General features: G+C 72.4%; 23 protein-coding genes. 21 read left to right on the top strand and 2 right to left on the bottom strand.

The features are described from left to right. Positions 1 to 161 precede the first annotated feature (161 nt). On the bottom strand, positions 162 to 1,763 hold the full coding sequence (locus tag ACIGJO_RS01245) for an oxidoreductase (RefSeq protein WP_399950244.1): 1,602 nt from the start codon (positions 1,761 to 1,763) through the stop codon (positions 162 to 164). 146 nt (positions 1,764 to 1,909) lie between these two features. On the opposite strand from ACIGJO_RS01245, the gene hisD reads away from it, so the two are divergent. From hisD to ACIGJO_RS01195, 10 genes are all read left to right on the top strand, one after another. After that, positions 1,910 to 3,241 carry a histidinol dehydrogenase gene (hisD, locus tag ACIGJO_RS01240; protein WP_399950241.1) on the top strand — a complete coding sequence of 444 codons (1,332 nt, stop codon included), beginning with the start codon at positions 1,910 to 1,912 and terminating at the stop codon, positions 3,239 to 3,241. Beyond that, positions 3,238 to 4,428, top strand: a complete 1,191-nt coding sequence (locus ACIGJO_RS01235) for a histidinol-phosphate transaminase (RefSeq protein WP_399950238.1) — start codon at positions 3,238 to 3,240, stop codon at positions 4,426 to 4,428. The genes hisD and ACIGJO_RS01235 overlap by 4 nt, the downstream gene beginning before the upstream one ends. Next, positions 4,425 to 5,021 carry an imidazoleglycerol-phosphate dehydratase HisB gene (gene hisB / locus ACIGJO_RS01230; protein ID WP_266929841.1) on the top strand — a complete coding sequence of 199 codons (597 nt, stop codon included), beginning with the start codon at positions 4,425 to 4,427 and terminating at the stop codon, positions 5,019 to 5,021. Before ACIGJO_RS01235 ends, hisB begins: the two co-directional genes overlap by 4 nt. Further along, complete coding sequence (locus ACIGJO_RS01225) at positions 5,018 to 5,185, top strand: hypothetical protein (protein WP_266929840.1); 168 nt, start codon at positions 5,018 to 5,020, stop codon at positions 5,183 to 5,185. Before hisB ends, ACIGJO_RS01225 begins: the two co-directional genes overlap by 4 nt. A 10-nt stretch (positions 5,186 to 5,195) precedes the next feature. Continuing rightward, positions 5,196 to 5,837 carry an imidazole glycerol phosphate synthase subunit HisH gene (gene hisH / locus ACIGJO_RS01220; protein WP_399950234.1) on the top strand — a complete coding sequence of 214 codons (642 nt, stop codon included), beginning with the start codon at positions 5,196 to 5,198 and terminating at the stop codon, positions 5,835 to 5,837. Further along, entirely contained in the window at positions 5,837 to 6,562 is a 726-nt protein-coding gene (priA, locus tag ACIGJO_RS01215) for a bifunctional 1-(5-phosphoribosyl)-5-((5-phosphoribosylamino)methylideneamino)imidazole-4-carboxamide isomerase/phosphoribosylanthranilate isomerase PriA (RefSeq protein WP_399950231.1), read from the top strand. The genes hisH and priA overlap by 1 nt, the downstream gene beginning before the upstream one ends. Beyond that, positions 6,559 to 6,957 carry a RidA family protein gene (locus tag ACIGJO_RS01210; protein ID WP_399950229.1) on the top strand — a complete coding sequence of 133 codons (399 nt, stop codon included), beginning with the start codon at positions 6,559 to 6,561 and terminating at the stop codon, positions 6,955 to 6,957. Before priA ends, ACIGJO_RS01210 begins: the two co-directional genes overlap by 4 nt. Beyond that, entirely contained in the window at positions 6,954 to 7,709 is a 756-nt protein-coding gene (hisF, locus tag ACIGJO_RS01205) for an imidazole glycerol phosphate synthase subunit HisF (protein ID WP_399950227.1), read from the top strand. Before ACIGJO_RS01210 ends, hisF begins: the two co-directional genes overlap by 4 nt. Before the next feature lie 383 nt (positions 7,710 to 8,092). After that, positions 8,093 to 8,680, top strand: coding sequence for an ArsR/SmtB family transcription factor (locus tag ACIGJO_RS01200; RefSeq protein ID WP_399950225.1), 588 nt, complete (start codon positions 8,093 to 8,095; stop codon positions 8,678 to 8,680). A 30-nt stretch (positions 8,681 to 8,710) separates the two neighbouring features. Next, entirely contained in the window at positions 8,711 to 9,970 is a 1,260-nt protein-coding gene (locus ACIGJO_RS01195) for an MFS transporter (protein WP_399950223.1), read from the top strand. A gap of 72 nt (positions 9,971 to 10,042) precedes the next feature. Here ACIGJO_RS01195 and ACIGJO_RS01190 read toward each other — a convergent pair whose 3' ends face one another. Then, complete coding sequence (locus tag ACIGJO_RS01190; protein WP_399950221.1) at positions 10,043 to 10,675, bottom strand: TIGR03085 family metal-binding protein; 633 nt, start codon at positions 10,673 to 10,675, stop codon at positions 10,043 to 10,045. 85 nt (positions 10,676 to 10,760) lie between these two features. On the opposite strand from ACIGJO_RS01190, the gene hisI reads away from it, so the two are divergent. From hisI to lgt, 11 genes are all read left to right on the top strand, one after another. After that, positions 10,761 to 11,138 carry a phosphoribosyl-AMP cyclohydrolase gene (hisI, locus tag ACIGJO_RS01185; RefSeq protein WP_399950218.1) on the top strand — a complete coding sequence of 126 codons (378 nt, stop codon included), beginning with the start codon at positions 10,761 to 10,763 and terminating at the stop codon, positions 11,136 to 11,138. Between the two features lie 11 nt (positions 11,139 to 11,149). Next, positions 11,150 to 12,658 carry an anthranilate synthase component I gene (locus ACIGJO_RS01180; protein WP_399950215.1) on the top strand — a complete coding sequence of 503 codons (1,509 nt, stop codon included), beginning with the start codon at positions 11,150 to 11,152 and terminating at the stop codon, positions 12,656 to 12,658. Further along, positions 12,658 to 13,338 carry a TIGR02234 family membrane protein gene (locus ACIGJO_RS01175; protein ID WP_399950211.1) on the top strand — a complete coding sequence of 227 codons (681 nt, stop codon included), beginning with the start codon at positions 12,658 to 12,660 and terminating at the stop codon, positions 13,336 to 13,338. The genes ACIGJO_RS01180 and ACIGJO_RS01175 overlap by 1 nt, the downstream gene beginning before the upstream one ends. A 108-nt stretch (positions 13,339 to 13,446) precedes the next feature. Then, on the top strand, positions 13,447 to 13,698 hold the full coding sequence (locus ACIGJO_RS01170; protein ID WP_266930972.1) for an HGxxPAAW family protein: 252 nt from the start codon (positions 13,447 to 13,449) through the stop codon (positions 13,696 to 13,698). Positions 13,699 to 13,769: 71 nt separating this feature from the next. After that, positions 13,770 to 14,276, top strand: a complete 507-nt coding sequence (locus ACIGJO_RS01165; RefSeq protein WP_399950207.1) for a DUF2752 domain-containing protein — start codon at positions 13,770 to 13,772, stop codon at positions 14,274 to 14,276. A gap of 115 nt (positions 14,277 to 14,391) precedes the next feature. Beyond that, the gene (trpC, locus tag ACIGJO_RS01160; protein WP_399950203.1) at positions 14,392 to 15,201 is read left to right on the top strand and encodes an indole-3-glycerol phosphate synthase TrpC; all 810 of its coding nucleotides are present in this window, start codon (positions 14,392 to 14,394) and stop codon (positions 15,199 to 15,201) included. An 8-nt stretch (positions 15,202 to 15,209) separates the two neighbouring features. Continuing rightward, positions 15,210 to 15,425 (top strand): tryptophan biosynthesis modulator TrpM, encoded by a 216-nt coding sequence (gene trpM / locus ACIGJO_RS01155; RefSeq protein WP_399950200.1) that lies wholly within the window; start codon positions 15,210 to 15,212, stop codon positions 15,423 to 15,425. 132 nt (positions 15,426 to 15,557) lie between these two features. Then, entirely contained in the window at positions 15,558 to 16,793 is a 1,236-nt protein-coding gene (gene trpB / locus ACIGJO_RS01150; protein WP_399950197.1) for a tryptophan synthase subunit beta, read from the top strand. Beyond that, on the top strand, positions 16,790 to 17,611 hold the full coding sequence (trpA, locus tag ACIGJO_RS01145) for a tryptophan synthase subunit alpha (protein WP_399950194.1): 822 nt from the start codon (positions 16,790 to 16,792) through the stop codon (positions 17,609 to 17,611). Before trpB ends, trpA begins: the two co-directional genes overlap by 4 nt. A 75-nt stretch (positions 17,612 to 17,686) precedes the next feature. Then, positions 17,687 to 18,508 carry a DsbA family protein gene (locus ACIGJO_RS01140; protein WP_399950191.1) on the top strand — a complete coding sequence of 274 codons (822 nt, stop codon included), beginning with the start codon at positions 17,687 to 17,689 and terminating at the stop codon, positions 18,506 to 18,508. A 121-nt stretch (positions 18,509 to 18,629) separates the two neighbouring features. Then, positions 18,630 to 19,676: a prolipoprotein diacylglyceryl transferase gene (gene lgt, locus ACIGJO_RS01135; protein ID WP_399950188.1), complete on the top strand. Its 1,047-nt coding sequence runs from the start codon at positions 18,630 to 18,632 to the stop codon at positions 19,674 to 19,676. Positions 19,677 to 19,690: the final 14 nt, after the last annotated feature.

Genomic DNA, 19,690 nt, shown 5'->3' with positions numbered 1-19,690 from the left:
GGGTTGTACCGGACCCAGTCAAGATAAGGTAAAGGAAAAGGGTGTCACTGGCTTGATTCCGCCTTTTCCCGTCGGCCCCGCCCGCCACTCCGGCCGCACCCCGGCATTCCGTTCGACCGCGGTGCCGGAAGGAATTCCCCCCGGCCCGCACGGCCCGGACGTCAGCCCCGGCGCAGCAGCCGGGAGGCGCCCGCCGCCACCGTCGTGGCCAATATCCACCCCAGGAATACGAGAGCGGCGGCCGCCCACTGCCAGCCGCCCTCCGTCCGCCAGTAACCGTCCTGTCCGAGGTTGATCACCGGGATCAGCAGATCGAGCGCGTACAGCGCGGCGTTCCACTGGGGATGCTCGTCCCCCTTGATCGCCGCGGGGTGGTATTGCGCGAAGCCCAGCGCGCCCGCCGCCCACAGCACCGCCATCCACACGGCGGCCCGGCCCGGCCGGTAGCCGTAGGCCACCGTCCAGTCCTGGAGGAAGCCCCACAGCTTGGCGGCGGTCGGCAGCGTCTCGCGGCGGCGCCGCTGCTTGGCGAGCAGCACCTCACGGGCGTCCGCGTCCTCGCCGCAGCTGCGCAGGACCGCGGCGAGCCGCTCGTACGGCTCCGGGACGTACTCCGGGGTCGCGGCCAGCACCCACTCCAGCCGCCGGGAGAGCGGGAAGTGCCCGTAGGGGACGAGGTTCTCGTAGACGAAGCCGCCCATCGCCAGGCCCCCGGGGCCCGGCCAGCTGGACGACACATCGATCAGTGTGACCACCTTCGCGCCGTTCAGGACGACCCGGCCCTCCTCCGGGCGCTCCGCGTTGAACCGCAGTTCGGGCGTGACGATCCGCCGCAGCGACAGCTCCTCGTGCCGGGCCAGGACGAACCGCGCCTTGTGCAGGTCCACCGCGTCCCCGAAGCGCCCGTCGTCCAGCCGTACCGCGCCCCGGCACTCGAAGATCTGGGCCCGGGTGCCGCGCGCCGGGGTGGGCCCGAACACGATGCCGTACGGGGGAGTGGTGCCCTGGTTCCCGGTGTCGACGCTCACCCACGCCTCGGTCATGTAGAGCGTGCGCTCCACGGTCAGCTGCGGGGCGTTCAGCGCCCGCCGCCCGTCCTTGGCGCGCAGCCGGCTGCCGCGCAGACTCAGCGAACCGCCCACCTTCGCCCCGCGCAGACTCAGCTCGCCGTGCGCCTCGACCATCTCGGCCTGGAGGTCCTGCGCGACGCCCAGCCCGTCCCCGACCAGGGCGCGGCCGCTCCGGTCGGCGCCGACGCTGATCTGGTTGATCAGCAGATCGGTGCCGATCTGGGCATCGGTGAGCCGGATGCCGCGCTCCACCCGGCAGCGCGGCAGATGCAGATCGCCCTCCGTGTGCAGCCGGGCCGCCTCCAGCCTCGGCAGCGCGCAGCCGACCATCCTCAGGGTGGTGAAGTGGCACTCCGGAAGCACCACCTCCTGTTCGAACCGGCAGCCCGTCAGCTCCACGTACGGAGCGACCCGGCCACCCGCCAGGTCCAGCTTCCCGGTGATCCGGACTCCCCGTAACTTCAGTGCCGCCACCCGGCCGGGCCGCGCGGGCGGCCCGCTCAGCAGCAGCCGCGCCACCGTGCGCGCGCCGACGCTGCGCTCGGGTCCCCAGATGTGCGGTGCGAATGGATCGTCGCGCACCGGGTCATGGGTGCGCAGATCGTAGGTGGTTCCGTTGCGGAAGGACTGCCACATACCCAGCTCCGCTGCGCTGAGGCCGTCCGGGATTTCGCCATCATGCGGCTCGGTCACTGCCGTCCCCTCTGTGCACATGCCGTACAACTGTTCTTCCCGCTGTGTGACGGCGTGAACGCTAATGGTCAGCAGTGACGGACGTGGCTGGTATCAGCCAGTGATACGGGCGACCGGCGCCTGTGCCGGTCTGCGAGAATTGCGGGGTGATCTCTCTAATCGATCTGCGCGGCGAGGCCCTCCCCGAGGGTGCCGCTCTGCGCGACCTGCTGCCCCGTGCCGAGTTCGACGTGGAAGCCGCCCTGGAGACGGTGCGGCCCATCTGCGAGGACGTACGCCATCGTGGCTCCGCGGCAGTGATCGAGTGGGGAGAGAAGTTCGACGGTGTGCGGATCGACTCGATCCGGGTCCCGGCCGCCGCGGTCACCGGGGCGCTGGAGGGGCTCGATCCGGCCGTCCGTGCCGCGCTGGAGGAGTCGATCCGCCGCGCCCGCCTCGTCCACCGCGAGCAGCGCCGCACCACCCACACCACCCAGGTCGTCCCCGGCGGCACCGTCACCGAGAAGTGGGTGCCCGTCGAGCGGGTCGGGCTGTACGTCCCCGGCGGGCGCTCGGTCTACCCCTCCTCCGTCGTCATGAACGTCGTGCCCGCCCAGGAGGCGGGGGTCGAGGGCATCGCCGTCGCCTCCCCGCCGCAGAAGGAGTTCGGCGGTCTGCCGCACCCCACCATCCTCGCCGCCTGCGCCCTGCTCGGTGTCGAGGAGGTGTACGCGGCGGGCGGCGCCCAGGCCGTCGCGATGTTCGCGTACGGCACCCCGGAAGAGGGCGGCTGCGCCCCCGTCAACCTGGTCACCGGCCCCGGCAACATCTACGTCGCCGCCGCCAAGCGCCTGCTCAAGGGCCGTGTCGGCATCGACGCCGAGGCCGGCCCCACCGAGATCGCGATCCTCGCGGACTCCACCGCCGACCCGGTGCACGTCGCGGCCGACCTGATCAGCCAGGCCGAGCACGACCCGCTGGCCGCCGCCGTCCTCGTCACCGACTCCGCGGAGCTGGCCGCCGCCACCGAGGCCGAGCTCGTCCCGCAGGTCGCCGCGTCCAAGCACATCACCGACCGGATCGAGCCCGCCCTGGCCGGCCGCCAGTCCGCGATCGTGCTGGTCGACAGCATCGACGCGGGCCTCAAGGTCGTCGACGCCTACGGCGCGGAACACCTGGAGATCCAGACCGCCGACGCCGCGGCCGTCGCCGGCCGGGTCCGCAACGCCGGTGCGGTCTTCGTCGGCCCCTGGTCCCCGGTCTCCCTCGGCGACTACTGCGCGGGCTCCAACCACGTGCTGCCCACCGGCGGCTGCGCCTGCCACTCCTCGGGGCTGTCCGTGCAGTCGTTCCTGCGCGGCATCCACATCGTCGACTACACCCGCGACGCCCTCGCCGAGGTCACCCACCATGTCGTGACCCTTGCCGAGGCGGAGGACCTCCCCGCCCACGGCGCCGCGCTCAAGGCAAGGTTCGGCTGGAAGGTTCCGCAGCAGTGACGCACAACAGCTCCGACAGCACCAGCAGCCCCGACAGCACCGACGGCTCCGGCGGCACCGCCCGCAACGCCGGCACCGCCCGCAACGCCTGGGACGAGCTTCCGATCCGTGACGAACTGCGCGGGCAGTCGCCCTACGGGGCACCTCAGCTCGACGTGCCCGTCCGGCTGAACACCAACGAGAACCCCTACCCGCTGCCCGAGGCGCTCGTCGACCGGATCGCCGAACGCGTCCGCGAGGCCGCCCGCGACCTCAACCGCTACCCCGACCGGGACGCGGTGGAACTGCGCACCGAGCTGGCCCGCTACCTCACCCGCACCGCCGGGCACGAGGTCGGCCCCGCCAACGTCTGGGCGGCCAACGGCTCCAACGAGGTCCTCCAGCAGCTGCTCCAGACCTTCGGCGGCCCGGGGCGCACGGCCATCGGCTTCGAGCCCTCGTACTCGATGCACGCCCTCATCTCGCGCGGCACCGGCACCGGCTGGATCTCCGGCCCGCGCAAGGACGACTTCACCATCGACGTCGCGGCGGCCCGCGAGGCCATCGCCGAGCACCGCCCCGACGTCGTCTTCATCACCTCCCCCAACAACCCCACCGGCACCGCCGTGGACGCCGGCACCGTCCTCGCGCTGTACGAGGCGGCCCAGGCCGCCGGGCCCTCGATGGTCGTCGTCGACGAGGCGTACGGCGAGTTCAGCCACCACCCCTCGCTGCTCCCGCTGATCGAGGGCCGCCGCAATCTGGTGCTCTCGCGCACCATGTCCAAGGCGTTCGGCGCCGCCGGACTGCGCCTGGGCTACCTCGCGGCCGACCCGGCGGTCGTGGACGCCGTCCAGCTGGTGCGGCTGCCGTACCACCTGTCCTCCGTCACCCAGGCCACCGCGCTCGCCGCCCTGGAGCACACGGATACGCTGCTCGGGTACGTCGGCCGGCTCAAGGACGAGCGTGACCGGATCGTCGTCGAGCTGCGCGCGCTCGGGTTCGACGTGACCGACTCGGACGCCAACTTCGTCCAGTTCGGCCGCTTCGCCGACAGCCACATCGCCTGGCAGCAGATCCTCGACCGGGGCGTCCTGGTCCGGGACAACGGCGTACCGGGATGGCTGCGGGTCTCCGCGGGCACCCCGGCAGAGAACGACGCGTTCCTCGCTGCGGTGCGCGAACTCAAGAAGGAGCACGACGCATGAGCCCCCGCGTAGGCCGCGTGGAACGCACCACGAAGGAAACATCCGTGCTCGTCGAGATCGATCTCGACGGCACCGGCAAGGTCGATGTCGCCACCGGGGTCGGTTTCTACGACCACATGCTCGACCAGCTCGGCCGTCACGGCCTGTTCGACCTGACGGTCAAGACCGACGGCGACCTGCACATCGACAGCCACCACACCATCGAGGACACCGCCCTCGCCCTCGGCGCCGCCTTCCGGCAGGCCCTCGGCGACAAGGTCGGGATCTACCGCTTCGGCAACTGCACCGTCCCGCTGGACGAGTCGCTCGCCCAGGTCACCGTCGACCTCTCCGGCCGCCCGTACCTGGTGCACACCGAGCCGGAGAAAATGGCGCCGATGATCGGCGAGTACGACACGACGATGACCCGGCACATCCTGGAGTCCTTCGTCGCCCAGGCGCAGATCGCCCTGCACGTCCACGTACCGTACGGGCGCAACGCCCACCACATCGTCGAGTGCCAGTTCAAGGCGCTCGCCCGCGCACTGCGCTATGCCTGCGAGCATGATCCGCGCGCCGCCGGAATCCTCCCCTCCACGAAGGGCGCGCTGTGACCGGCCTCAACACCATCCTGATAGTCGTCGGCCTCTTCCTGGCCGGCGGCGTCTACTCCTTCTCGAAGCAGGGCATGCCCAAGGGCGTCATCGTCCTGCTCTCGATCGCCTCCGTGATGTGCCTGGTGGCAGGCGTCATGCGGATCCAGGGACTCTGGGACTGAGGAACGAGCTGTGAGCGACAACAAGAAGGTCGTCGTCTTCGACTACGGCTTCGGCAACGTCCGTTCCGCCGAGCGGGCCCTGGCCCATGTCGGCGCGGACGTGGAGATCACCCGTGACTACGACCGGGCGATGAACGCGGACGGGCTGCTGGTGCCCGGCGTCGGTGCCTTCTCCGCCTGCATGGACGGGCTGAAGCGGGCCCGCGGCGACTGGATCATCGGCCGCAGGCTCTCCGGCGGGCGTCCCGTCATGGGCATCTGCGTCGGCATGCAGATCCTGTTCGAGCGCGGCATCGAGCACGGCGTGGAGACCGAGGGCCTGGACGAGTGGCCCGGCACCGTCGGCCCGCTCAAGGCCGACGTCGTCCCGCACATGGGCTGGAACACCGTCGAATCCCCCGCGGACTCCCGGCTCTTCGCCGGTCTCGACGCGGACGCGCGCTACTACTTCGTGCACTCCTACGCCGCGCACGACTGGTCCCTCGAAGTCACCAACGCCAAGATCCGTGCTCCCAGGGTCACCTGGGCCACGCACGGCGAGCGGTTCGTGGCGGCCGTGGAGAACGGCGCGCTGTGGGCCACCCAGTTCCACCCCGAGAAGTCCGGCGATGCCGGCGCCCAGCTGCTGACCAACTGGATCGAGACGCTGTAATGCCGAAGCTTGAACTGCTCCCCGCCGTCGACGTCCGCGACGGCCAGGCCGTCCGCCTCGTCCACGGCGAGTCCGGCTCCGAGACCTCCTACGGCTCCCCGCTGGAGGCCGCCCTCGCCTGGCAGCGCGCCGGGGCCGAGTGGCTGCACCTCGTCGACCTGGACGCCGCCTTCGGCACCGGCGACAACCGGGAGCTGATCGCCGAAGTGGCCGGCGCCATGGACATCAAGGTCGAGCTGTCCGGCGGCATCCGCGACGACGCCTCGCTCGCCGCCGCTCTCGCCACCGGCTGCCGCCGGGTCAACCTCGGCACCGCCGCGCTGGAGACCCCCGAGTGGGTCGCCAAGGTCATCGCCGAGCACGGCGACAAGATCGCGGTCGGCCTGGACGTACGCGGCACGACGCTGCGCGGACGCGGCTGGACCCGCGACGGCGGCGACCTCTACGAGACGCTCGCCCGCCTCGACTCCGAGGGCTGCGCCCGCTACGTCGTCACCGACATCGCCAAGGACGGCACCCTCCAGGGCCCCAACCTGGAGCTCCTGAAGAACGTCTGCGCCGCCACCGACAAGCCCGTCGTCGCCTCCGGCGGCGTCTCCTCGCTGGACGACCTGCGGGCGATCGCCTCGCTCGTACCGGACGGTGTCGAGGGCGCCATCGTCGGCAAGGCGCTGTACGCCGAGGCGTTCACCCTGGAAGAGGCGCTGAAGGCGGTCTCGGCATGACCGGGTCCGTACGCCGCATCTCCACGGGCGCGCCGTGGGAGGAGAAGTTCGGCTACTCCCGCGCCGTGGAGCTTCCCGGCGGCCTGGTCCTGGTCTCCGGCTGCACCTCCGTGGTCAACGGCCAGATCTCGGCGGGCAGCCCGTACGAGCAGACCATCGCCTCCTTCGACGTCGCCTTCGGGGCGCTGAAGGAGGCGGGCCTGGGCCGCGAGGACGTCGTCCGCACCCGGATGTACCTCACCCACGCCCGGGACGTGGACGACGTCGGCCGCGCCCACAAGGAGCTGTTCGACGCCGTGCGCCCCGCCGCGTCCATGATCATCGTGTCCGGCCTGGTCGACCCGAGCCTGGTCGTCGAGGTCGAGGTCGAGGCATACCGGGCAGGTGCGCGGTGAGCCTCGCGGTACGCGTCATCCCCTGCCTGGACGTCGACAACGGCCGGGTCGTCAAGGGGGTCAACTTCCAGAACCTGCGCGACGCCGGTGACCCCGTCGAGATGGCCAAGCTGTACGACGCCGAGGGCGCCGACGAGCTGACCTTCCTCGACATCACCGCCTCCAGCGGCGACCGCGAGACGACCTACGACGTGGTGCGCCGCACCGCCGAGCAGGTCTTCATCCCGCTCACCGTCGGCGGCGGCGTCCGCACCCCGGACGACGTCGACAAGCTGCTGCGCGCGGGCGCGGACAAGGTCGGCGTCAACACCGCCGCCATCGCCCGCCCCGACCTGATCCGCGAGATCGCCGAGCGCTTCGGCCGCCAGGTGCTCGTGCTCTCCGTCGACGCCCGGCGCACCGCGGCGGGCACCTTCGAGGTCACCACCCACGGCGGCCGGAAGGGCACCGGCATCGACGCCGTCGAATGGGCTCACCGGGCCGCCGAGCTGGGCGCGGGCGAGATCCTGCTCAACTCGATGGACGCCGACGGCACCAAGGACGGCTACGACACCGAGATGATCGCGGCGGTACGGGCCCATGTCACCGTCCCCGTCATCGCCTCCGGGGGCGCGGGCCGGCTCGCGGACTTCGCGCCCGCCATCGACGCGGGCGCCGACGCGGTGCTCGCCGCGTCCGTCTTCCACTTCGGGGACCTGCGCATCTCCGAGGTCAAGGGCGCCCTCCGGGAGGCCGGGCACCCGGTGCGCTGACCACCGTCGCGGGAGGGCCGGCCGCCGGGGCCGGTGATCCCGCCGACGCGTACCCCAGGGGTGCGCCGCACAGGTGACGACCGCCGACGGCCGACGGCGGTACCCGTGCGGCGCACCCCTGAGCTTTGGACGACGGGCTCCCGGTCCCCTCGCGGTGCGGTTCCGCCACGACCGGGAGCACCCCCTCGCGCAGCGGCACCTCCGCTCCGGCGACGCCGCACCCCCGCGTCCGCTCCAGGACCGAGGCGGCCCGGCTCCCGGGCCGCACACGCCTCCCACGTTTCCCGAGCCTCACCTGCCCCGGTGGGAAGCCATCGAAAACCCGCAAGATTTGTTGCGCAATAAATATTGCGCAAGTTTCCTTTTCTTTCTACGGTGGAGGCATGCCCAGCGAAGAAACCCGCCGCGTCTCCGACCTCGCCACCCTCAAGGCGTTCGGTCACCCCTTGCGGATGAAGCTCTACCGGGCGCTCTACGTAGCGCGCTCGGCCACCGCCTCCCAGCTCGCCGAGCAGGTCGACGAGGCCGTCTCCCTGGTCAGCTACCACCTGCGCAAGCTCGCCGACCACGGCCTGATCGAGGAGGCCGAGCAGCAGGGCACGGACGGCCGCGAGCGCTGGTGGCGGCCCGCGTCGCACGGACTGACCTTCCACGACGAGGACTTCCGCGACGCCCCCGAGGCGGCGGCCACGCACTCCGCCATCGGCCGCCTCTCGTTCGACCAGCACATCGAGCTCTACCGCCGCTATCTCGACTCCTACCGCGACTGGTCACCCGAGTGGCGCAGCGCCTCCTTCAGCTCCGAGTTCCTGGCCCGGCTCACCGCCGAGGAGCTCGCCTCCCTCAGCAGCGAGGTGCACACCCTGATCAGGCGCTACGAGGACGAGGGCCGCGCCCGCGAGGAGTCGGGCGACACGGAGGGGCGCGAGAACGTCGCCCTGCACCTCTACGGATTCCCGTTCCGGACCTGACACGGCACACGCCCCGAGAGGACGAACCCCATGACCAGCGCCACCCTCACCGCCCCCGGCCCGGCCGCTCCGGCCGAACGGCCCGCCCACCGCGACGGCAACGTCCTGCGCTGGCTCGGCGCGTACACCGCGTCGATGATCGGCGACAGCGTCTACTACATGGCGCTCGCCTGGGCCGCGTCCCGTGCCGGCAGCGACTCCCAGACCGGGCTCGTCCTGGCCGCCGGCTCCATACCCAGGGCCGTGCTGATGCTCGGCGGGGGAGTGCTCGCCGACCGGCTCGGCCCGCGCCGCGTCGTCATCGGCAGCGACATCGCGCGCTGTCTCGTCGTCCTGGGCCTGGCCGGGGCCCTGCTGCTCACCTCGCCCGCCGTCTGGATGCTGATCGCCGTCGCCCTGGTCTTCGGCGCGGTGGACGCCCTGTTCCTCCCCGCCGTCGGGGCCCTGCCGCCCCGGATCAGCGCCCCCGGGCAGCTCGCCAGGATCCAGGGACTGCGCGGCCTCGCCGCCCGGGGTGCCAATGTCGTCGGCGCCCCGCTCGGCGGCCTCGCGGTGGCCCTCGGCGGGCCCGTGCTCGCCTTCGCCGCCGCCGGAGTGCTCTTCGCGCTCTCGCTGCCGCTGCTCCTGCTCGTACGGATGCGACCGCTGCCCGAACAGCCGGAGACGGCCGGCGAAACGGGTTCGGCGTGGCAGGAGCTGACCGACGGGCTGCGCCACATCCGCCGCCACCCGCTGCTCGGCCCGCTCATGCTCGTCATCGCCGTCAGCGAGCTGGGCTTCGTCGGCCCGCTCAACCTCGGCATGATCCTGCTCGCCCGGCAGCGCGGCTGGGGCGCCACCGGAATGGGCTGGGTCGTCGCCGCGTTCGGCATCGGCGCGGGTGCCGCCGCGCTGCTGCTCGCGGTGCGCGGCCGGGTGCCGCGCGGCGGGCTCGTGATGTGCCTGCTGGTGCTGGTCGGCGCGTTCGGCGTCGGTGCCCTCGCGTACGCGCCCTCGGTGCCCGTGGCCGCCGCCCTCGCCGCCCTCGTCGGGCTCCTCATGGGCCTCGGCGGTGCCCTGTGCGCGGCCCTCGTGCAGACCGCGACGGAGCCCGCCTATCTGGGCCGGGTCACCTCGGTCTCGACGCTCTTCACCCACGCCGTCGCACCGCTCAGCTACCCGGTCACCGGCGCGGCCGTCGCGGCCTGGGGCACCGGCCCGGTCTTCGTCGCCAGCGGGGCGCTGTGCGCGGCGGGCGGTGCCATCGGCCTGGCCTTCACCCGGCTGCGCCGCGCCGAACTCCCGGTCTGACCCCGGCCCCGTACGCCCCGCGACCGGCCCGTACGCCCCGCCCGTACGCTCCGCCCGCGGCCGGGGCGGGGCCTACATCCCGAGCTGGGCCGTCCGCAGCCGGGCCACCGCCTCCTTGTCGCCGTCCAGCTCCACCGAGGCCACGTCCTGCCGGCCGAACGCGAACAGCAGCAGCTCGCCCGGCTCCCCGGTGACCGTCACCACCGGCGTGCCCTTGTGCGCCACCGCCGTCTGGCCGTCCGGGCGGCGCAGCACCAGGCCCACCGGGGACCGGCGGCCCAGCAGCCGGGCCATCTTCTCGGTGCGCGACCACAGCACATCGGAGAAGACCGGGTCCAGCTCCCGCCGGGTCCAGTCCGGCTGCGCCCGGCGCACGTCCTCCGTATGGACGTAGAACTCGATCGTGTTGGCCACCTCGTCGAGCTGCTTGAGGGAGTACGGGGAAAAGCGCGGCGGTCCCGTACGGATGAGCTGGATCAGTTCCTCGTACGGCTTCGCCGCGAACTCGGCCTGCACCCGCTCCATCCGGGTCCGCAGCGCGCCCAGCAGCAGCCCGCCCGCCGCGTCCGCGCGGCGCTCGCGCACCACCACATGGGCGGCCAGGTCGCGGGTCCTCCAGCCGTCGCACAGGGTCGGGGCCTCCGGGCCCGCCGCCTCCAACAGGTCGGCAAGCAGCAGACGTTCACGCTTCGCATGGGTCGACATGCCCGCCAGCGTACGGCCGGGCCACGCCGTCCGCCCAGTGGACGCCCGCCCGGACGGCCCCCGCCGCCACGGCACAATGGACCGTATGACCAGCACGCCCGGCACCCCGCCGCCCGCCAGCAGCCTCGATCCCGCCATCGCCGCCCGCCTCAAGCGCGGCGCCGACGGTCTGGTCCCGGCCATCGCCCAGCAGTACGACACCGGCGAGGTGCTGATGCTCGGCTGGATGGACGACGAGGCGCTGCACCGCACCCTCACCACCGGCCGCTGCACCTACTGGTCGCGCAGCCGCCAGGAGTACTGGGTCAAGGGCGACACCTCCGGGCACGTCCAGCGGGTGAAGTCGGTCGCGCTGGACTGCGACGCCGACACCGTTCTGGTGAAGGTCGACCAGACGGGTGCCGCCTGCCACACGGGGGACCGCACCTGTTTCGACGCCGACGTCCTCCCCCTCGCCCAGTAAGGTCACCGGCCATGGATCTCGACACCTTCCGCAAGCTGGCCGTCGACCGGCGCGTCATCCCCGTCAGCCGCCGGCTCCTCGCGGACGGCGACACCCCGGTCGGGCTCTACCGCAAGCTCGCGGCCGAGCGGACCGGTACCTTCCTCCTCGAATCCGCCGAGAACGGCCGCACCTGGTCCCGCTACTCCTTCATCGGGGTACGCAGCGACGCCACCCTCACCGCCCGCGACGGGCAGGCCCACTGGCTGGGCACACCGCCCGTCGGGGTCCCCGCCGGCGGCGATCCGCTCCAGGCCCTGCGCGCCACCGTCGAGACCCTGCACACCCCGCGCGACCTGGCCGCCGACGAGGGGCTGCCGCCCTTCACCGGCGGCATGGTCGGCTACCTCGGGTACGACATCGTGCGCCGCCTGGAGAAGATCGGCGAGCACGGCGGCGACGACCTGGGGCTCCCCGAACTGACCATGCTCCTCACCTCGGACCTCGCCGTCCTGGACCACTGGGACGGCACCGTCCTGCTGATCGCCAACGCGATCAACCACAACGACCTCTCGACCGGCGTCGACGAGGCGTACACGGACGCCCTGGCCCGGCTCGACGCCATGGAGCAGGACCTGCGCCGGCCCGTCGAGAACGCCCCCGCCGTCCTGCCCCCGTCCGAGCTGCCCCCGTACACCGCGCTGTGGGGCGGCGAGGCGTTCCAGGACGCCGTCGAGGACGTCAAGGAACGGATCAGGGCCGGCGAGGCCTTCCAGGTCGTCCCGTCCCAGCGCTTCGAAACCCCTTGCACGGCAAGCGCGTTGGACGTCTACCGGGTGCTGCGCGCCACCAACCCGTCGCCGTACATGTACCTCTTCCGCTTCGACGGCTTCGATGTCGTCGGCTCCAGCCCCGAGGCCCTGGTCAAGGTCGAGGACGGCCGGGCCATGCTCCACCCGATCGCCGGTACCCGGCACCGCGGCGCCACCCCGCAGGAGGACCAGGCACTCGCCGAGGAACTGCTGGCCGACCCGAAGGAACGCGCCGAGCACCTGATGCTCGTCGACCTCGGCCGCAACGACCTCGGGCGCGTCTGCGAACCCGGCAGCGTCGAGGTCGTCGACTTCATGTCGGTCGAGCGGTACTCGCACGTGATGCACATCGTCTCCACCGTCACCGGCCGGGTCACCGAGGGCCGCACCGCCTTCGACGTCCTCACCGCCTGCTTCCCCGCGGGCACCCTCTCCGGCGCACCCAAGCCGCGGGCGATGCAGATCATCGAGGAGCTCGAACCCACCCGCCGCGGGCTGTACGGAGGCTGCGTCGGCTACCTCGACTTCGCCGGGGACTCCGACACCGCCATCGCCATCCGCACCGCGCTGCTGCGCGACGGAACCGCGTACGTCCAGGCCGGAGCGGGCATCGTCGCCGATTCCGACCCGGTCGCCGAGGACACCGAATGCCGCAACAAGGCGGCCGCCGTGCTGCGGGCCGTCCATACGGCCAACCGCCTCCGCGAGCACCGGAGCGGTAGGGGATAGTGGAGGGCGTGAGTGCCGTGCCCGTACCCCAGCCCCGCGCCCGAGCCGCCGTGTCCGGCTCCGCGCCCGCCTCCGCACCCGACTCCGCGGGAAGCCGCCGCAGTCTGGCCGCCGGTCTGTTCCTCGGCGCGATCGGCGCGGCCGTCGTCCTTCTGGCCTCCGGGCAGACGTGGGCCGAGGGCAAGGCCTCCGTGGGCGGCGGCACCCTGCCGCTGACCGCCGACGGCCAGGACGTCACCGGGCTGCCGGCCGCCCTGGCCGTCGTCGCCCTGGCCGCTCTCGTCGCCGTCTTCGCCGTACGCGGTGCCGGACGCCTGGCCGTCTCCGGGCTCCTCGCCCTCAGCGGACTCGGCGCGGCCCTCAGCTCCTGGTACGGAGCCTTCGACAGCGCCGCCCTCGACGAGAAGGCCGCCCTCTCCACGGGTGACACCTCCGCCACCGTCGGCGCCCTCACCCACACCGCCTGGCCGTACCTCACGGCCGTCGGCGGCGCGCTGATCCTGCTCGCCGGGCTGCTCGCCCTGCGCTACGGCAGGCGCTGGCCCGCCATGTCGGGACGGTACGAGCGCGACGGCACCCCGCGCCCCGGCAAGGCACCCCGCACCGCCCCGGACCCCGACCGGCCCGAGGACCTGTGGAAGGCCCTGGACCGCGGTGAGGACCCGACGCGCGAGGCATGACCCCCCCAGCTCACGTCCTACCAGCACGTACGGGACAATGGCCGTGAGCTTTCCCCGTGGCGCCAGTCACGGCGATATCCACAGCGCAACACCAACGAGGAGCAACTCATGGCGGGCAGCAGCCACGGACACACCCCGGCCGCCTGGACCGGTGTCATCATCTCGTTCATCGGCTTCTGCGTCGCAGGCGTCTTCATGGTCGCGGCCAACCCGCTCGGCTTCTGGGCCGGTATCGCCGTCATCTTCGTCGGCGGCGTCGTCGGTCTCGCGATGAAGGCCGCGGGCCTCGGCATGCCGAAGGAGTCGGCCGAGATGGCGGCGGCCAGGGCCCGCGCTTCGCAGGCGCAGATCTCCCACTGATACCGGGGACATCCGGCCCCGGCCGGAGACACGACGCGAGGCGCAGCCCGGACCGGGCTGCGCCTTTCCGTATGAGCGTGGACAATCGGCGGGTGGACGCCTCGCCTTCTCCCGCCGCACCCCCGCCCCCCGACCCCGGGGCGGCGTACGCGCCCGGCCCCGCGCGGCCCCCGGGGCCCGCCTCGCGCCTGCGCCGGTTCGCCACGCCCGTGGGCATCCTGGCCGGTGTCGTCGGGGCATTCGGCTACGTCGCCACGTTCGACCCCAACGAACCCGGCCACTACCCGGTCTGCCCGCTGCTGGGGCTCACCGGGGTGTACTGCCCCGGCTGCGGAGGCCTGCGCAGCGCCTACGCCTTCGCCCACGGAGACATCGGGACCGCGTTCGGCGCCAACGCCGTGGCCGTCGTCGGCTACTTCCTCTTCGCCGCCGTGTGGGTGCTCTGGATGGTCCGCGCGGGCCGCGGTAAGCCCCTGCGGATCGGTCTGGCACCGGTCTACTGGTGGGGGATCGGGGCCCTGCTGCTGATCTTCTCCGTCGTCCGGAACCTGCCCTTCGGCTCCGCCCTGGCGCCATGAACGCCCAGCCAGTGGGACGCATCGTGGCCGGATGCGAACCCTTTGCCCTGCTGCGGATACCATCGGTATGGCTGATCCTGTTCCCTCATCACCGTTCCGGAAGGGGGCCGCTCGCGTGAGTGTGCTCGACGAGATCATCGACGGCGTACGCGCCGACCTCGCGGAGCGGCAGGCGCGCGTCAGCCTCGACGAGCTGAAGGAGCGCGCGGCCCGCGCTCCCCAGGCCAAGGACGGGGTCGCCGCACTGCGCGGCGAGGGCGTCACCGTCATCTGCGAGGTCAAGCGCTCGTCCCCCTCCAAGGGGGCGCTTGCCGCGATCGCCGACCCTGCCGCACTCGCCGCCGACTACGAGGCGGGCGGCGCGTCCGTCATCTCGGTCCTCACCGAGCAGCGCCGCTTCGGCGGCTCGCTCGCCGACCTGGAGGCCGTCCGCGCCAAGGTCGACATCCCGGTCCTGCGCAAGGACTTCATCGTCACCTCGTACCAGCTGTGGGAGGCCCGCGCCTACGGCGCCGACCTCGCCCTGCTGATCGTCGCCGCCCTCGACCAGCAGGCCCTGGTCTCGCTGATCGAGCGTGCCGAGTCGATCGGCCTCACGCCGCTCGTCGAGGCGCACGACGAGGAGGAGGCGGAGCGCGCCGTGGACGCCGGAGCGAAGATCATCGGTGTCAACGCGCGCAATCTGAAGGACCTCAAGGTCGACCGCTCCACCTTCGAGCGGGTCGCCCCCGAGATCCCGGACCACATCGTCAAGGTCGCCGAGTCCGGCGTCCGCGGCCCGCACGACCTCATCGCCTACGCCAACGCGGGCGCGGACGCCGTGCTCGTCGGCGAGTCCCTGGTCACCGGCCGCGACCCGCGCGCCGCCGTCGCCGATCTGGTCGCCGCGGGCGCCCACCCGGCGCTCCGGCACGGACGGGGCTGACCCGGCCCGTGTCCGCCCACCGCTCCGTGTCCCGCACCCGGCCGGGCCTGCGCCCCGCCGGGGCGGGCGCCCGGGTCCCGCACGCCCCGCTGGCGCGCGGCTGCCGCCCACGCGGCTGCCGCGCCCCCGCCCGGCGCGTGCACGGCCGGCGGGTGCGGTACGTCATCGGTGACGAACCCGGCCAGGTCAACGGCATGCGATGGCGCACGGGGTCCGCGCTGTAGCGAGCCCCGGCCGTCGTACCCGCACCACACGTACGTACGACCGCACCGCCACGACCGATCCCGGTCGCGGTGGCGCTCCGCCCGCGGCGCATACGGTGAACCCACCCGTTGCCATGCCAAGGAGCACGTCGGATGTCGTCTGACTTCTTCATTCCGGACCCCGAGGGTCTGATTCCCAGCGCCGAAGGGTATTTCGGCGCCTACGGCGGCAAGTTCATCCCGGAGGCGCTCGTCGCCGCCGTGGACGAGGTCGCCGTCGAGTACGACAAGGCCAAGGCCGACCCGGCCTTCGCCGCCGAGCTCAACGAGCTCATGGTCAACTACACGGGCCGCCCGAGCGCGCTGACCGAGGTCCCGCGCTTCGCCGAGCACGCGGGCGGGGCCCGGGTCTTCCTCAAGCGCGAGGACCTGAACCACACCGGCTCGCACAAGATCAACAACGTGCTGGGCCAGGCACTCCTCACCAAGCGCATGGGCAAGACCCGGGTCATCGCCGAGACCGGCGCGGGCCAGCACGGCGTCGCCACCGCCACCGCCTGCGCCCTGTTCGGCCTCGAATGCACCATCTACATGGGCGAGATCGACACCGAGCGGCAGGCGCTGAACGTGGCGCGGATGCGGATGCTCGGCGCCGAGGTCATCGCCGTGAAGTCCGGCTCACGCACCCTCAAGGACGCCATCAACGAGGCGTTCCGCGACTGGGTCGCCAATGTGGACCGCACCCACTACCTCTTCGGCACGGTCGCGGGCCCGCACCCGTTCCCGGCGATGGTCCGCGACTTCCACCGGGTGATCGGCGTCGAGGCCCGCCGTCAGATCCTGGAGCGGGCCGGCCGGCTGCCGGACGCCGCGGTCGCCTGCGTCGGCGGCGGCTCCAACGCCATCGGGCTCTTCCACGCGTTCATCCCGGACGCGGACGTCCGGCTGATCGGCTGCGAGCCCGCCGGACACGGGGTGGAGACCGGTGAGCACGCGGCCACCCTGACCGCGGGTGAGCCCGGCATCCTGCACGGCTCGCGCTCCTACGTCCTCCAGGACGACGAGGGCCAGATCACCGAGCCGTACTCCATCTCGGCGGGGCTGGACTACCCGGGCATCGGCCCGGAGCACTCCTACCTCAAGGACATCGGCCGCGGCGAGTACCGGGCGGTCACCGACGACGCCGCCATGCAGGCCCTGCGGCTGCTCTCCCGTACCGAGGGGATCATCCCGGCCATCGAGAGCGCGCACGCGCTGGCAGGCGCACTGGAGGTCGGGCGGGAGCTGGGCGGGGACGGGCTGATCCTGATCAACCTGTCCGGCCGCGGCGACAAGGACATGGACACGGCGGCCCGCTACTTCGGCCTGTACGACGGAGGTGCCAAGTGAGCACGCACAGCGGGAACAGGGATCTGCTGAGCTCGACGCTGGCCAAGGCCCGGGCGGAGGACCGGGCGGCGCTGATCGCGTACCTCCCGGCCGGGTTCCCGACCGTCGACGGAGGCATCGAGGCGGTCAAGGCCGTCGTCGCGGGCGGCGCGGACATCGTCGAGGTGGGACTGCCGCACAGCGACCCGGTGCTCGACGGCCCGGTCATCCAGACCGCCGACGACATCGCCCTGCGCGGCGGGGTCAGGATCGCCGACGTGATGCGTACGGTCCGCGAGGCGTACGAGGCGACCGGCGCCCCGATCCTGATCATGACCTACTGGAACCCCATCGACCGGTACGGCGTCGAGCGCTTCACCGCCGAGCTGGCCGAGGCGGGCGGAGCCGGGTGCATCCTGCCCGACCTGCCGGTCCAGGAGTCCGCGGCCTGGCGCGAACACGCGGACAAGCACGGCCTCGCGACCGTGTTCGTCGTCGCGCCCAGCAGCCGGGACGCACGTCTGGCCACCATCACGGCGGCGGGCTCCGGCTTCGTGTACGCAGCCTCGCTCATGGGGGTCACCGGCACCCGTGAGTCGGTCGGCGACGAGGCCCAGAACCTGGTGCGCCGCACCCGCGCCACCACCGACCTGCCCGTCTGCGTCGGCCTCGGAGTCTCCAACGCCGAGCAGGCCGCCGAGGTCGCCGGGTTCGCCGACGGGGTGATCGTCGGCTCGGCCTTCGTCAAGGGCATGCTGGACGCCCCCGACGAGGCGGCGGGTCTCGCCGCCGTCCGGGCGCTGGCGGGCGAACTGGCCGAAGGTGTTCGAAAGCGCTGATACCAGACATCATCCGAACGGGTGGAACCGGACCGGGGAGGCACGCGCGTGCCTCCCCGGTTCGTTGCTGCGGGTGTGAGCGAGAAGAACCCTGAGGGAAACAGAAGCGCGCGTGAGCGCCTGGCCCAGCAGCGCGAGCGGGACAAGGCGCGCGAGCGCCGCCGGCGCACGCTGATCGTCTCGGCCGCGGTGGTCGGAGTGCTGGCCCTGGCGGCCGTGATCGGACTGATCGCCGCCAACGCGGGCGACGACGGCGACAGCGGCGCGGGCCCGGTGGTCGCCCCCTCGGGCGCGACCGGGAAGGACGAGCTCACCATCCCGGTCGGAGCGAGCGACGCACCGTCCACGCTCACGATCTGGGAGGACTTCCGCTGCCCGGTCTGCGCCCAGTTCGAGCTCGCCTTCCGGGACACGATCGCGGAGCTGGCGGACAGCGGCCAGATCAAGGTGGAGTACCACCTCGCCACGATCATCGACGGGAATCTCGGCGGCACCGGCTCGCTGCGCGCCGCCAACGCCGCCGCCTGCGCCCAGGACGTCGGCAAGTTCCCCGCGTACCACGACGTCCTCTACAGCAACCAGCCCGCCGAGGCCGATGACGCCTTCGGCCGGAACAGCAAGCTGATCGAGCTGGCGGGCAAGGTCGAGGGCCTCGACACGCCCGGCTTCCGCAGCTGTGTGGAGAGCGGCAAGCACGACAGCTGGGTCACCGAGTCCGACACCGCGTTCCGCAACGGCGGATTCCAGGGCACCCCGACCGCGCTGCTCAACGGTGTGTCGATCTTCCCGAAGAAGGGCGACGAACAGATCTCCGCCGAGAACATCAAGAAGTGGGTCGCCGAGGCCAACAAGGGCAAGAAGCCGGGCACGGCCACCCCGGCCGCCCCGGCTTCCTGATCCGGCCCTTCCGGGCTCCTGGCAGGGGTGCGGGGCGGCGGGCCGGCGGCCGCCTCGTTACCCAGACGTTGCCGGGTGACCCGCCGTACCTCCCGCCCGGCAAGGTAGCGTCGACCCCGTCATGAACCTTGCCTTCATTCCCAGCCCGTCGACCGGCGTGATCGATCTCGGCCCGATCCCGCTTCGCGGCTACGCGTTCTGCATCATCATCGGTGTCTTTGTCGCCGTCTGGTTCGGCAACAAGCGCTGGGTCGCCCGCGGCGGGAGATCCGGCACCGTCGCCGACATCGCCGTCTGGGCCGTGCCCTTCGGCCTCGTCGGCGGCCGGCTGTACCACGTCATCACCGACTACCAGCTGTACTTCAGCGAGGGTGAGAACTGGGTCGACGCCTTCAAGATCTGGGAAGGCGGCCTCGGTATCTGGGGCGCGATCGCGCTCGGCGCGGTCGGCGCCTGGATCGGCTGCCGCCGGCGCGGGATTCCGCTCCCCGCCTGGGCCGACGCCCTGGCCCCCGGCATCGCCCTCGCCCAGGCCATCGGCCGCTGGGGCAACTGGTTCAACCAGGAGCTGTACGGCAAGCCGACCGACCTCCCGTGGGCGCTGAAGATCAGCGAGGGCCCGAACCGGGTCGCGGGCACCTACCACCCGACCTTCCTGTACGAGTCGCTGTGGTGCGTCGGCGTCGCGCTGCTGGTGATCTGGGCGGACCGCCGCTTCAAGCTCGGCCACGGACGGGTCTTCGCGCTCTACGTCGCGGCGTACTGCGCGGGCCGTGCCTGGATCGAGTACATGCGGGTGGACGAGGCCCACCACGTGCTGGGTCTGCGCCTCAACGTCTGGACCGCGATCATCGTGTTCGTCCTCGCCGTCACGTACATCGTGATCTCGGCGAAGGTACGCCCCGGACGCGAGGAGATCGTCGAGCCGGGCGCGACGGACACCGACGCCGAAGGCGACGCCGACGCCAAGGACAGCGACGCCAAGGACAGCGACGCCAAGGACAGCGACGTCAAGGACGCCGACGCGAAGGACGCCGGGCCCGGCGCCACGGCCGATGGCACCGACGCCGAGACCAAGGCCGACGCCGGGTCCACGGACGGAACCGGTGACGGCGAGACCGGTGACACGGAGAAGGACGGCGCCCCCGAGGCGGCCAAGAAGCTCTGACCGCGCCCGCGGGC

This window comes from Streptomyces sp. NPDC079020 (genome assembly GCF_044542225.1).
Classification (GTDB): domain Bacteria; phylum Actinomycetota; class Actinomycetes; order Streptomycetales; family Streptomycetaceae; genus Streptomyces.
Note: the sequence above shows the minus strand (reverse complement) of the source record. Positions and strands in the feature narration are given on the sequence as shown.

What these genes read in the sequence shown, in the direction of transcription:
- hisB (WP_266929841.1), top strand. Translation starts at nt 4,425, where the DNA reads ATGAGCCCCCGCGTAGGCCGCGTGGAACGCACCACGAAGGAAACATCC.
- priA (WP_399950231.1), top strand. Translation starts at nt 5,837, where the DNA reads ATGCCGAAGCTTGAACTGCTCCCCGCCGTCGACGTCCGCGACGGCCAG.
- ACIGJO_RS01210 (WP_399950229.1), top strand. Translation starts at nt 6,559, where the DNA reads ATGACCGGGTCCGTACGCCGCATCTCCACGGGCGCGCCGTGGGAGGAG.
- ACIGJO_RS01200 (WP_399950225.1), top strand. Translation starts at nt 8,093, where the DNA reads ATGCCCAGCGAAGAAACCCGCCGCGTCTCCGACCTCGCCACCCTCAAG.
- ACIGJO_RS01195 (WP_399950223.1), top strand. Translation starts at nt 8,711, where the DNA reads ATGACCAGCGCCACCCTCACCGCCCCCGGCCCGGCCGCTCCGGCCGAA.
- ACIGJO_RS01190 (WP_399950221.1), bottom strand. Translation starts at nt 10,675, where the DNA reads ATGTCGACCCATGCGAAGCGTGAACGTCTGCTGCTTGCCGACCTGTTG.
- hisI (WP_399950218.1), top strand. Translation starts at nt 10,761, where the DNA reads ATGACCAGCACGCCCGGCACCCCGCCGCCCGCCAGCAGCCTCGATCCC.
- ACIGJO_RS01180 (WP_399950215.1), top strand. Translation starts at nt 11,150, where the DNA reads ATGGATCTCGACACCTTCCGCAAGCTGGCCGTCGACCGGCGCGTCATC.
- ACIGJO_RS01170 (WP_266930972.1), top strand. Translation starts at nt 13,447, where the DNA reads ATGGCGGGCAGCAGCCACGGACACACCCCGGCCGCCTGGACCGGTGTC.
- ACIGJO_RS01165 (WP_399950207.1), top strand. Translation starts at nt 13,770, where the DNA reads ATGAGCGTGGACAATCGGCGGGTGGACGCCTCGCCTTCTCCCGCCGCA.
- trpB (WP_399950197.1), top strand. Translation starts at nt 15,558, where the DNA reads ATGTCGTCTGACTTCTTCATTCCGGACCCCGAGGGTCTGATTCCCAGC.
- lgt (WP_399950188.1), top strand. Translation starts at nt 18,630, where the DNA reads ATGAACCTTGCCTTCATTCCCAGCCCGTCGACCGGCGTGATCGATCTC.